Below are 12,477 nucleotides of genomic sequence, written 5' to 3' on the forward strand. Positions count from 1 at the left end.
ACGGTCATTTTTCAATTTATTATCAATGTCTGTGCACGTTTTGCATTAATCATGGGAGGAGCAATGCTTTTGCCAATTTTTGTGGATGTGCACGATAACAACCATAATTGGATAAACTTTCTCTATTCTTGTGTCATAACCACCATGTTAGCAACGCTGATTCTTTTAGCAACTAAGGGGGCTACTTGTCGTTTTTCAGCACGGCTTGGTTTTATGCTCACTGTTTGTCTTTGGCTCACAGGAAGCATCGTGGGGGCCTTACCTCTTTATCTTTCCCCTCTACCCATTTCTCTAGCAGGTGCCATCTTTGAATCTGTCTCTGGAATTACAACAACAGGCTCTACAGTCCTTTCGGGTCTTGATAATTTGTCGCGAAGTATTTTGTTATGGCGTTCTATCATATGCTGGATTGGAGGCATCGGTTTTATCGGTTTAGCCCTCTTGATTTTGCCTTCACTGCGTGTGGGTGGAGTACGACTTTTTCATATGGAATCATCTGATAAATCTGAAAAAATATTGCCTCGCATCAACCAAATTGCTAATGGAATTATCATAGCTTATGTTGGTCTCACATTGGCTTGTATGCTTTCTTATTTTGCTGCAGGCATGAATTTATTTGATGCCATTAACCATGCAATGAGTACAGTAGCAACTGCTGGTTTTTCGACTCACGATGCTTCTTTTGGCTATTTTTCTAATACACCAGCTATCTTAATTATCTCAACAATCTTCATGTTGCTTTCTGCTTTACCTTTCGTCCTTTATGTTAAATTAGTTCTTCCTGGACACTCCAAACGCTTCCTTGATCCACAAGTGATTGTTTTTCTCCATATCGTTCTCCTTTTCAGCTTTGCTTTAGCAGTGTGGCTACGGTTTCATGATCATCGCGCTTTCCATTTAGTTTTTCTTGATGCCATTTTTCACCTTTCATCCATTATTAGTACCACAGGTTATAGTGCCGAAGATTATCAACTTTGGGGCCCCTTTGCGCTTGGAATTTTCTTTATTGTTTCTTTTACAGGTGGGTGTGCTGGTTCTACTTCTGGTGGCATGAAAATCAATCGCCTTATTATTCTTTGGCGTATTACACAAACAAATATACAAAAACTTCTTTCTCCTAATGTTGTTGTAAAAGCTCGCTATGATCACTCAAATATATCAAACGATGTTGCTCAAGCCGTTTTATTTTTTGTATGTCTTTATATGTTCTGCCTTGTTATCGGCACTGCACTTTTGCTTACAACCGGTCTTGACTTTACCTCTGCCTTTACAGGGGTCTTAACCGCACTTTCAAATGTTGGTCCAGGCTTTGGAGATATCATTGGCCCTGCAGGTAATTTCTCTACAATCAATGATAATGCTTTATGGATTTTAAGTTTTTTGATGTTAGCGGGACGTCTTGAAATCATAACGATATTTGTGCTTTTTATTCCCGCTTTCTGGCGTGAACAATTTTAATACATAATACTTTATTCTACCAAGATAAAAAGTATGAACAATATGCGTAATAATATTCAACCTTCACTCAATCGACCGAAGATTTTCTGAAATTTCAATCAAATTATCATATAGATGATTATACAAGTTAACACAAAAATAATTCGGCAAGAATAATCAAGTACCAAGAGCTTTCATATTCATAACATATAACTCTTTGCTCTATTAAGCCCTTTTATCAGTAAAAATAGGCACATAAAACATTCTTTTTTATGAATAATCTCTCATGCAAAAATATGAATATTTGCTGATAAAAGTGTTTGTTCTCTTTAATAGAACAACATCTTTATGGAAAATAGAATGCCATTCTATTACAAATTTACAAACTTGTAAAAAAACATCTCACAAGACTCATCTTATTCATTTCACGACAATTCTTATGAAAGGTATAAGATCTGATTGGTCCCATCATTTTTACTTAAATAATAAAGTGCATGCCGGAACTACAACATAAGATACAAATTAGCACCATCATATTATTTTTCTGCTGCTAATGTTACAACAGACTGCATTTCAGACAATTTATAAGAAGCCTCTTTACACCTTGTCTTCAATAGTTTTTATCCACCACATGCTCTCTTCCAATTGTGACGTGCAAGTATATAGTTTTCATTGATTTACTATAAACAGATTTGACATGAAAGAATCATACAATATCCAAAGTTCTTATTCAAATTGCAAGGATAAATTATTTATATGATATCAATATATTGATCAGAGCACATTTTGTTTATAAATTTCTACTACCCGAAAATATGCACAACTATTTTATCCATGAAAATACTACAGAAAACCTCAAAATTCTTCTCTCATAAAAATAATACCATCATTATCTTTTTTAAGATAAAAATTTTTTTGCTCTACATTTAAGTCTTACAAAACGTAATAATATTAGCATGATAGCGTTAAGATAGTGCATAAATCTCTAGACTTTAAAAGTTAAAGTATTATTTTCTTATTCTAAAATATTGCTGGAATTAAAATAATTCTTCTCTCTCCTTGTATGCTTTATCATAAGCCATATATTGCTCTCAAACGTATATTTTTTAATCTTTGATCCCAAACTTTGAGAATTTCTTATAGCGTTATATGAAAGACATGATAAATTTTTTGAAATAACACTTATATAATTGAGATGTTTTCTTGATGATCATAAAAAACCTTTAAAGGAAACACTTTTTAGCATTCCTCAAGAAGATTTTTGATATAATATATTTTAAAGTGTTTTTTCGGCAAACAGTTCTTTGTAAACACTTTCAATCTTGCTTGCTTCTTTTTCCAAAGGAAAATGAGTACGAACATGGGTTAAAGCTTTCTTTCCGGCTGCTAATGTTTTTTCTACATCAGCAAAATAAGGTTCAATTGCTGCTGTTAAAGCCGCTCCATCTCCTGCTTGAACAACCGTTCCTGTTTCTGCTACTACCAACTCTTTATAAGCTCCCGCATCACTCGTTACAACCGCAACCTGTGATGCCATTGCCTCTAATGGTGTTAAACCGAAACCTTCTGTACGAGAAGGTGCCACATAAAGTGATAAACGACGATACCATAAAGGTGTATCCAGAATCTCACCAAGAAAAATAATGCGATCATTCAAATCAGCCTTAGCAATCTTTTGGCGTAATTCTTTTTCAAAATGATAATGTTGTTCTGTCGTACGACCAGCAATAAGTGCTGTCCACTCAGGATAGTGGGGCAATAATGCTATCATAGCATCAACAAATAAATCTGTTCCCTTTGAGCTACGCACACGTCCAAAACATCCTACCGCATATTTTCCTGGAAATCCTGTTGAAGAAAAGTAATCATTAAGAGTCTGTGGTGGCGTAAAACGCCTTACATCCACCCCATGCATAATAACCTTGTGAGGCACTTCTAGATAAGCGCCCGTATGCGTACTGGTAGCAATAACTCTATCCATACGGCGAATCAACCATTTGGTAAAAGGCTTATGATGGCGTTGTGAAGCCGATGTGAATATAAGCCTCAGCTTCATTCGCAAGATATCGCGTAAAAAGATCCCACAAAGCATCTCAATATTGCGTCGTGCATGCCAAATACGAAATGATTTCCCTTTCGGACTTTTCCAAAGTCCGAAAAGGTCCCTAAAGGTAAGAGCAGGCAAGTTTTGTGGTAATCCAAATCCCAGAGTAGATATACGCACCCCCTGTTCGCGCTGTAGTGGAATAAGCTGAATAATCGTAGATGTCACTCCCGACAAACGCTTTTTTAAATGAGGCGCAATAACCTCAGTTTCTTCCAAAGAGATACGCATAACAATTTAGACATAGTTAGATGTACTGAACCTCAATGATTTCGTAATTATGCGCACCACCGGGCGCATTCACCTCAATCACATCACCCTCTTGCTTGCCAATGAGTGCACGTGCAATAGGTGAAGAAATAGAGATTTTACCAATTTTTACATCAGCTTCTTGATCCCCTACAATCTGATACACCTTTTTTTCTTCAGTATCCTCATCTAAGAGTTTAATGGTTGCGCCAAATTTTATTTTGTCACCTGAAAGACGCGAGACATCTATCACTTCTGCTCGTGCGATATAATCTTCAAGCTCATTTATACGCCCTTCATTATGACTTTGCGCTTCTTTAGCTGCATGATACTCAGCATTTTCTGATAAATCACCATGCGCACGCGCCTCAGAAATTGCTTCAATAATTCGCGGACGTTCCTGTTGTTGACGCCAACGCAACTCTTCTTTAAGACTTTCAAAACCAGCTGTAGTCATCGGAACTTTTTCCATAATCCGTCCCTTTCTATTACACGGAAAGTTTAATAAAAATACAAAAAACGGCTTCCAAAATTACTTTTGGAATCCGAAAACTACGATCTTTTTTATTATATAGTACAGTATCGCTGTTTTCCATACAAAAATAAATAAAGGAAACAAAACATGCACGAATAGTGATTAAAACATCTCATTTTGGTGTTTAAAACGTTAAACTTCACTCTTCTCTTTAAAGTATCCTAAAGAAGAAAGAATTGTATTTTTTTCTGTTTTATCATAATCTAGTAAAAGAAATCATATGGAATATGAAGAGAGAAGGATAGAAATTCTTTACAGAAAAATGAAAAAAATCGTCATTTTTTTTATGTTTGGCTCTTCCTTTTTAGCCTCAACAATATCAGAGGCAGCAGATGCTTTTGTTACGAGAAATCTTAATTTTAGAACAGGTCCCAGCACTCAGTATGCACTTTGCGGCTTAATCTTTGCTGGAGAATTAGTTTTTGTCAAAAACTGTGAAGGAAACTGGTGCCATATCCGATATAACACTCAAGTAGGTTGGGTGTCATCTCGTTATCTTTCATTTAAAGATGGAAATGATCTTTATCACACATACACAATGCCTTTAGTGCCCAAACGTACCGATTATTCTCCATAACAACCATAATAACTTATGCCCTCTTGAATATCATCATGGAAAAAATGCAATAGTGTCTATGAACAATCACAAATATGCTCCCTCCAAAGAAATACTTCGAAGAATTCGTCTCATAGAAAAAACTTGATCAAGATCTTAATGAAAGCTCCAATAAACCAAAACAAATCTGTTCAATAACGTTTTGCTGTTGTTGTAATGAAATTGTAAAAATTAGTATTTTCTTTAAAATCACCAGCACGCTTCTATCAAAGGATACAACAATGAAAAATGGTGTTACTGCAACAGTAGAAGCTCTTTCTGCTCTCATTGCTTCAGGTAATCCTCTTTTTAAGAATGGTGCATTATGGACACCTCACCGCCCTATTCGTCCTGAAAAATCTGAAGGTGGTATTCCATTTCAACTCGAAACATCTTTTAAACCCGCAGGAGATCAACCTCAAGCCATTAAAACTCTGGTTGAGGGGATTCAAAAAGATGAACGTACACAAGTGCTTTTGGGTGTTACCGGCTCAGGAAAAACCTATACAATGGCCAATATCATTGAAAAAACACAGCGTCCAGCTCTGATTTTAGCTCCAAATAAAACTCTAGCAGCGCAGCTTTATGGCGAATTTAAAAGCTTTTTTCCTCACAATGCTGTCGAATATTTTGTTTCTTATTATGACTATTATCAACCAGAAGCCTATGTTGCACGATCTGACACTTATATTGAAAAAGAATCCTCTATTAATGAACAAATCGACCGGATGCGTCATGCTGCAACACGCGCCGTCTTAGAGCGTGATGATGTTATTATCGTCGCATCTGTCTCCTGCATCTACGGAATTGGTTCCGTAGAAACCTATACGGCCATGAACTTCCAAATAGCAAAAGGGGACAAACTCAATCAACGAAAACTCTTGGCTGATTTAGTCTCTCAACAGTATTATCGACAAGATATCAACTTCGTTCGTGGTTCCTTTCGTGTACGAGGGGATACAATCGAAATTTTCCCTGCCCACCTCGAAGATCGTGCTTGGCGTATTTCGCTCTTTGGCGATGAAGTGGAAACAATTACGGAATTTGATCCTCTCACCGGACAAAAAACAGGCGATCTTCAATCGATTAAAATTTATGCCAACTCACACTACGTAATACCACGCCCAACACTTAACCAAGCGATAAAATCTATCAAAATGGAACTCGTTCAACGCCTCGATGAGTTGAACGAAGCTGGACGTCTTTTAGAAGCACAACGTTTAGAACAACGTACAGTTTTTGATTTGGAAATGTTGGAAACCACCGGTTCATGTCCGGGAATTGAAAATTATTCACGTTATTTAACAGGACGAAATCCCGGTGAACCACCTCCAACTTTATTCGAATATATTCCACTCAATTCTCTTGTTTTTATCGATGAAAGCCATGTAACCATTCCCCAAATTGGTGGTATGTACCGAGGTGATTTTCGCAGAAAAGCAACTTTAGCAGAATATGGTTTTCGCCTCCCTTCCTGTATGGACAACCGTCCTTTGCGCTTTGAAGAATGGGATGCCATGCGCCCACAAACAATTGCTGTCTCCGCAACACCTGGACATTGGGAAATAGAACAATCCCATGGTATTTTTGCTGAACAAATCATTCGCCCAACAGGGCTTGTTGATCCAGAAACAGAAATTCGTCCAGCACGCACTCAAGTCGACGATGTTGTCAATGAAATTCGTAAAACAATTCAAAAAGGCTACCGCACACTAGTGACCGTCCTAACCAAGCGTATGGCCGAAGATTTAACGGAATATCTCCACGAACAAGGTATTCGTGTACGCTATATGCATTCCGACATTGATACATTAGAACGCATTGAAATTCTACGCGATCTTCGGCTTGGCACCTTTGATGTCCTCATCGGTATCAACTTGCTCCGAGAAGGCTTAGATATTCCAGAATGTGGTTTTGTTGCCATTCTAGATGCCGATAAAGAGGGCTTTTTGCGCTCTGAAACTTCCCTCATACAAACAATCGGACGTGCTGCACGTAACGTAGATGGCCGTGTTATACTCTATGCAGATACGATCACTGGTTCCATAAAACGAGCCTTACATGAGACACAAAGACGTCGACAAAAACAAATAGCCTATAATGAAGAACACCATATCACACCGAAAAGTATCAAAAAAAATATCGGAGATATTCTCAATTCAGGCTATGAAAACGACCATATTCGTACAAATATCCCTGATGTTATCGAGAAAAAAAATATGGTTGGCAACAATTTAGCATCTCATATTAAACACCTCGAAAAATTAATGCATGAAGCAGCTGCTGATCTTAATTTTGAAGAAGCAGCACGCCTTCGCGATGAAATCAAACAATTACAAAAGATAGAACTAGAACTTGCGGAAAATCCCTTAACACATCATAGCGAACAATCCATCCATGAGTCCGTGTTACAACCAAGTCTTTTCTCCAAACCAGACCTTGCACACATGGGACCAACCATGGACACTGGTATTTTGGACAATCAAAAAGGAAAATCTCGTAAAAACACCCCTAATCAAGCAACACTAAAACGAAAAAAACGCAATCAATGAAGGAGCAAGAAATTTCACACCGCCAAAACTAATCTTTAGCTCTTCTAAAAAACTGACTATCGATGAAGAGCAAACAGTATTGCCCTAAAAATAGATAACCGCAAATATTAAAAATGTTCCAACTTTTCTAAGACAACATAAGAGAGGATATTTTACAAAAATATGCCTAAACTTATTGACTTTTCAAAAAATCTTTCTTGTTCAACCCCATTATGAAAATCTTTAAAAATGTAAAAACTTCTAAAATATAAATAAATACATACAAATTTTAAAATATATCTCCCATTAAACAAAATATTACTACAAATATATTATATTTATACGGTTATACTATAATATATAATTTAATATTAATCATAATTATAATTATATAGTGATAAAATATAGGATTTATTTATAAAATAGTTATTAAATTACATTAAATTAATTGATATGAACAAATTGTTCCCAAATAAATACTTTATACAACATAGTAAAAATCATCTACTACCAATACAATCTTATCAATTAAATACAATAATTGAAATCAAAATTTTGTCATGATTTTATTTTACTGTATCTGTGATAGGTTTTACTAAATGGCTTATTTATTTGTTTTGTCACAATAAAGTCCCAAATTATTCAGGGTCTATTCAGTTTGATACGTGTAGGATGTGAAAAATAAGAATTTAAATAAGGAGCATCATTATGAAAAAAGTGATCAAGCTAGCGGTATTATCAGCAATGTCAACTGTAACCGTTTTGATGCCGTTAGATACAACGCTTGCGGATATGGCATGGGATCATAGTGACTATGTTACGAGAAAAATAGATAATACGATGAGAGATATAAATAAGCGAATAGATAATACGATGAGAGATATAGATAAACGAATAGATGATACGATGAAGAATATGAATAGGAGAGCTGATTTTCCATCTCACAATTTTAGCTCCCATTCTTCTCATAAAAAACGTGGCTTTTTTTCTGATGATTTCCAAAAGTTTGTTGATGATTTCCACAAGAGTTTTGATGATAACAAGAGCAGATTGAAAGCCAAACATAGTAAGACGGAACAACAACAAAAACAACAACAACACCATCATCATCACCACCACCATTATCATCATGTTGAAAACAAAACATATCATTACGTCGAGCGCAAAAAGACAAAACACCGTAATATTCATATAGACAACTCAGGAGATGCTTTAGCAATGGGTGTTCTTGGTCTTGCAACAGGTACAATTCTTGGTACAGTTTTTAAAAAACCAGAACAGCCACAAATTGTCTATCAAACCGCACCACAGCAAATGGTGGTGTATCAACAAATTCCACAAGAACAGATAATCTATGAAGTGCAGCAAACGGCAACGTATCAGCCACTCCAACAATCATGGGAATCTGATTGGCTTCAATATTGCAAGAAAAAATACCGTTCTTTCAACCCTAAAACAGGGACTTTCCGAGACCGTAACGGTGTCGAACACCTTTGTTATGCCCCAATAAATTAACTTTTTGACAACTTACTAGAGAAATCTTAAATGCCACAAAAAAAACGCTTTGAAGCGTTTTTTTTGTTTGCTCATATGTTAGCCTCTTGAAGAAAAGGATTGTTTTGGCGTTCATAGCCTAGATAACTTCCAGGACCATGCCCACAGATGAAACGAACGTCATCGCCTAAAGGTAAAACTTTTTCTCGAAGAGATTGCATCAATTTTTCATGAGAACAGAAAGGGAAGTCCGTGCGTCCAATAGAACCACGAAAAAGAACATCCCCCAATAAAGCGAAGCGTTCTTTTTCATTGAAATAAATGACATGACCAGGGGAATGCCCTGGTGTATGAAAAACCTTGAACACATGTTCAGCAAAACGAACGCACTCACCATCTTCTAACCATTGGTCAGGAATACAGATGCAAGCATCAGTGATGCCATAATTTTTTGCGCTTTCGCTCACGGCATCCATCACCGGCTTATCATCGCGATGTGAACCAATAATTTTAACTCCAAGGTTCTCTTTTGCTTGCATTGCTGCTCCCACATGATCAAAATGACCATGTGTTATCCAAATAGCTTCAACGGTAATACCTTTCTTTTTAATGACTTCTTGAATTCGAAGCCAATCTCCACCAGGATCCACTAGAACCCCCACTTTTTGTTCCTTATCAAAAAGCAGAGTGCAATTTTGCTGAAAAGGCGTAACCGGAATGATCTGTGTACTAAAATGACTCATAAAACCCTTTGCAAAAATAATTTTTTTCAAGTTTATAAGAAATATTTCCTTTTACTCTAATAGTAAAATAGCCTGCTCGACAGCTTTATGCAACTTATGTAGACTTAAATCTTTTGAAAAGTTAGTTTAAAGGTTTTGAAAAATGACCAATCACGTTCAAGTTTTGTGTGATGATGCCCCTCACCTCCTTGTGATTGATGACGATACACGTATTCGCAATCTTTTATTTCAGTTTCTCATTAAAAATGGATTTCGTGTTTCAGTTTCAGCCAATGCCAATGAAGCAAGACGACTGTTGGCAAATTTAGATTTTGATCTTCTGATTGTTGATGTCATGATGCCTGGTGAAAACGGTATCAGCCTTACCCATTCACTCCGCCAAACAAAAGATGTTCCTATCCTCATGCTTACCGCTTTATCAGAAACAGACAATCGTATCCGTGGATTAGAAGCAGGCGCAGATGATTATCTGGCTAAGCCATTTGACCCTCGTGAACTTCTCCTTCGCATCAACGCCATTTTACGACGAGGTTTTCCCCTTAGCCAACCTAAAATTGAGCAAATCGTTTTTGGTCCTTATATATTTTCAATTTCACGGCGCGAACTCAAAAAAGGAGGAGAAATTATTAAATTAACCGATAAAGAACAAAAAATGATGGTCATTTTTGCCGAAAATGCAGGTGACATCATTCCGCGTCATAAATTTGCAATGGGTGACAACACTATCGGTGAACGTGCCATTGATGTACAAATCAACCGCCTTCGCCGTAAGATCGAAAAAAATCCAGCACTTCCTATATGGCTCCAAACTGTGCGAGGAATAGGGTATAAACTCTCAATTGAATAGGCGCAAGAATGTTCAAACCTTTAAGATTTTTTTTTCGATGGCTAACGAAAAAAATGCCTAAACGGCTTTATGCTCGTTCTTTGATCATTATTATTGCTCCCATGGTACTTCTGCAAACGGTCATTGCTTACGTCTTTATGGAACGTCATTGGCAAATGGTAACCGAGCGTCTTTCAACTGCTGTCGTGCATGATATTTCAGCCATTATTGATATTATTGAAACATATCCACAACAAGATAACTATGAAGATATCAAGCGTATTGCACAACAACGTATGGGATTAAACATTTCTATTCTCTCTCCTGCCCCCTTACCCCCACCAGGACCTAAGCCATTTTTTGCAATTCTTGATTATTTTCTAAGCGAAGAAATCACCCGCCAAATCAACCGTCCCTTCTGGATTGATACCGTAGGAGATTCTGATCTTGTTGAAATCCGTGTCCACCTTGGTCACAACATCTTGCGTGTCTTCGCTCCACGCAGCCAAGCCTATGCTTCCAATACCTCTATTTTTTTAAGCTGGATGGTAGGAACAGCTCTTGTTTTATTGTTGATAGCAATTTATTTCTTGCGCAATCAAATAAAACCAATTCAACAACTTGCTGAAGCGGCTGAAAGTTTTGGGCGAGGTCGTCCCTTACCAAAAGGATTTCAACCACAAGGAGCCGATGAAGTCCGTCGCGCAGGCATTGCTTTTTTACGCATGCGTGAACGTATTGAACGCCAAATAGAACAACGCACGATGATGCTTTCAGGCGTAAGCCATGATTTAAGAACTATTCTTACACGTTTTAAACTTCAGCTAGCATTAGCAAATACTGACTTTGATATTAAACCGCTTGAGCAAGATGTAAGTGACATGCAAAATATGTTAGAAGATTATCTTGCTTTTGCTCGAGGTGAAGGAAGTGAAAGTGTCAAGACTTTTGATTTAAATGCTCTTATGGAAAAATTCTCCGCCGATGCTCATCTACACAAACGTCAATTTTCTTACACTATTGAAGGTCCTACAGAAATACAAGTACGTCCCCGTGCTTTCACACGCTTGGTCAGCAATCTTGTATCAAATGCATTTTGTCACAGCACGACCGTTAAACTAACTGCTAACTCTCAACAAGAATCCTTTATATTGATAATCGATGATAATGGACCTGGAATTCATAAAAATATGCGCACAGAAGTTTTTAAGCCATTCTTTCGACTTGATAAAGCACGAAATCAAGATGCAAGTGGAACAGGGCTTGGTCTTTCTATTGCCCAAGACATAGCACGCAGCCATGGTGGCAATATACAATTAGATGAGAGCCCACTCGGGGGATTGCGCGCTATTCTTGATATCCCCCGATGAATCATATTTCAGTAAACAGTCTGTAAAAAATAACAAACTTGATATTTTAGGCATTCCCTACAGTTTCAAACAAAGTGTATTGCAGTGCCTTGTAAGCGCTTTCTCCCGATAAAGCCACCATCTGAAATGCAACATAATGGCTTTCACAGGCTTTAAGTGCATGTATCAACAATGTTTCAACTTGTATATGGGATGGATGCGCCCCACCAGCCAAAAGAAGACCTTGTCGATAAATAACCGAGTTATTTCTTTGCCAATAATCAAAATGTCCCAACAACAATTTTTCATTAATTGCTAGCAATAAGCGCTGTATTTCGGCTGTTCGGGCATGTTCAATAGAAAGATCAAATGAACAAGCCAAATGAAGTGCTTCATGCTCTTCTATCCATGAAAAAGCAAGACGATAATTGGCCCGTTTCCCTTCCACACAAACGCTAATTTCATCTTGCGCATCTCGCTCAAACGACCAATCATATTCACAAGCAATCTGTTCGATAAAATCAACAGGATGCTCTTTTCTTTCTGTGGCGCAAAATGCAAGCCTCATCACAATCCTCAATCATCTTAAAACATTGTCAACAGAATATAAACCG

Annotated in this window: 10 protein-coding genes; 6 read left to right on the top strand and 4 right to left on the bottom strand. The window is 37.2% G+C overall.

Annotated elements, in window-relative coordinates; genetic code table 11:
* Positions 1 to 63: 63 nt before the first annotated feature.
* Positions 64 to 1,458: a TrkH family potassium uptake protein gene (locus ACFIMQ_RS02435; protein WP_375616084.1), complete on the top strand. Its 1,395-nt coding sequence runs from the start codon at positions 64 to 66 to the stop codon at positions 1,456 to 1,458.
* Positions 1,459 to 2,713: 1,255 nt separating this feature from the next.
* On the opposite strand, the gene ACFIMQ_RS02440 is transcribed toward ACFIMQ_RS02435, so the two are convergent.
* Positions 2,714 to 3,772: a glycosyltransferase family 4 protein gene (locus ACFIMQ_RS02440; RefSeq protein ID WP_375616083.1), complete on the bottom strand. Its 1,059-nt coding sequence runs from the start codon at positions 3,770 to 3,772 to the stop codon at positions 2,714 to 2,716.
* 16 nt (positions 3,773 to 3,788) lie between these two features.
* Complete coding sequence (greA, locus tag ACFIMQ_RS02445) at positions 3,789 to 4,262, bottom strand: transcription elongation factor GreA (protein ID WP_375616082.1); 474 nt, start codon at positions 4,260 to 4,262, stop codon at positions 3,789 to 3,791.
* A gap of 325 nt (positions 4,263 to 4,587) precedes the next feature.
* Between greA and ACFIMQ_RS02450 the strand changes: the two genes are divergently transcribed.
* From ACFIMQ_RS02450 to ACFIMQ_RS02460, 3 genes are all read left to right on the top strand, one after another.
* Positions 4,588 to 4,902: an SH3 domain-containing protein gene (locus ACFIMQ_RS02450; protein ID WP_375703384.1), complete on the top strand. Its 315-nt coding sequence runs from the start codon at positions 4,588 to 4,590 to the stop codon at positions 4,900 to 4,902.
* Between the two features lie 260 nt (positions 4,903 to 5,162).
* Positions 5,163 to 7,472 carry an excinuclease ABC subunit UvrB gene (uvrB, locus tag ACFIMQ_RS02455; protein ID WP_375703312.1) on the top strand — a complete coding sequence of 770 codons (2,310 nt, stop codon included), beginning with the start codon at positions 5,163 to 5,165 and terminating at the stop codon, positions 7,470 to 7,472.
* Positions 7,473 to 8,159: 687 nt separating this feature from the next.
* The gene (locus tag ACFIMQ_RS02460) at positions 8,160 to 8,966 is read left to right on the top strand and encodes a BA14K family protein (RefSeq protein ID WP_375616079.1); all 807 of its coding nucleotides are present in this window, start codon (positions 8,160 to 8,162) and stop codon (positions 8,964 to 8,966) included.
* A gap of 71 nt (positions 8,967 to 9,037) precedes the next feature.
* On the opposite strand, the gene ACFIMQ_RS02465 is transcribed toward ACFIMQ_RS02460, so the two are convergent.
* Positions 9,038 to 9,688 carry an MBL fold metallo-hydrolase gene (locus ACFIMQ_RS02465; RefSeq protein WP_375616078.1) on the bottom strand — a complete coding sequence of 217 codons (651 nt, stop codon included), beginning with the start codon at positions 9,686 to 9,688 and terminating at the stop codon, positions 9,038 to 9,040.
* A gap of 142 nt (positions 9,689 to 9,830) precedes the next feature.
* Here ACFIMQ_RS02465 and ACFIMQ_RS02470 point away from each other — a divergent pair, with 142 nt between their 5' ends.
* Together ACFIMQ_RS02470 and ACFIMQ_RS02475 are read left to right on the top strand one after the other, a co-directional pair.
* Positions 9,831 to 10,535 (top strand): response regulator, encoded by a 705-nt coding sequence (locus ACFIMQ_RS02470; RefSeq protein ID WP_375616077.1) that lies wholly within the window; start codon positions 9,831 to 9,833, stop codon positions 10,533 to 10,535.
* 8 nt (positions 10,536 to 10,543) lie between these two features.
* Positions 10,544 to 11,884: an ATP-binding protein gene (locus ACFIMQ_RS02475; protein ID WP_375616076.1), complete on the top strand. Its 1,341-nt coding sequence runs from the start codon at positions 10,544 to 10,546 to the stop codon at positions 11,882 to 11,884.
* A 46-nt stretch (positions 11,885 to 11,930) separates the two neighbouring features.
* On the opposite strand, the gene ACFIMQ_RS02480 is transcribed toward ACFIMQ_RS02475, so the two are convergent.
* Complete coding sequence (locus ACFIMQ_RS02480) at positions 11,931 to 12,431, bottom strand: YbjN domain-containing protein (RefSeq protein ID WP_375607755.1); 501 nt, start codon at positions 12,429 to 12,431, stop codon at positions 11,931 to 11,933.
* Positions 12,432 to 12,477: the final 46 nt, after the last annotated feature.

Source organism: Bartonella sp. AD13SXNS (assembly GCF_042196465.1).
In the GTDB taxonomy this organism is placed as follows: Bacteria; Pseudomonadota; Alphaproteobacteria; order Rhizobiales; family Rhizobiaceae; genus Bartonella.

Coding starts and splice junctions, on each gene's coding strand:
- ACFIMQ_RS02435 (WP_375616084.1), top strand. CDS start 64: ATGCTTTTGCCAATTTTTGTGGATGTGCACGATAACAACCATAATTGG.
- ACFIMQ_RS02440 (WP_375616083.1), bottom strand. CDS start 3,772: ATGCGTATCTCTTTGGAAGAAACTGAGGTTATTGCGCCTCATTTAAAA.
- greA (WP_375616082.1), bottom strand. CDS start 4,262: ATGGAAAAAGTTCCGATGACTACAGCTGGTTTTGAAAGTCTTAAAGAA.
- ACFIMQ_RS02450 (WP_375703384.1), top strand. CDS start 4,588: ATGAAAAAAATCGTCATTTTTTTTATGTTTGGCTCTTCCTTTTTAGCC.
- uvrB (WP_375703312.1), top strand. CDS start 5,163: ATGAAAAATGGTGTTACTGCAACAGTAGAAGCTCTTTCTGCTCTCATT.
- ACFIMQ_RS02460 (WP_375616079.1), top strand. CDS start 8,160: ATGAAAAAAGTGATCAAGCTAGCGGTATTATCAGCAATGTCAACTGTA.
- ACFIMQ_RS02465 (WP_375616078.1), bottom strand. CDS start 9,688: ATGAGTCATTTTAGTACACAGATCATTCCGGTTACGCCTTTTCAGCAA.
- ACFIMQ_RS02470 (WP_375616077.1), top strand. CDS start 9,831: ATGACCAATCACGTTCAAGTTTTGTGTGATGATGCCCCTCACCTCCTT.
- ACFIMQ_RS02475 (WP_375616076.1), top strand. CDS start 10,544: ATGTTCAAACCTTTAAGATTTTTTTTTCGATGGCTAACGAAAAAAATG.
- ACFIMQ_RS02480 (WP_375607755.1), bottom strand. CDS start 12,431: ATGAGGCTTGCATTTTGCGCCACAGAAAGAAAAGAGCATCCTGTTGAT.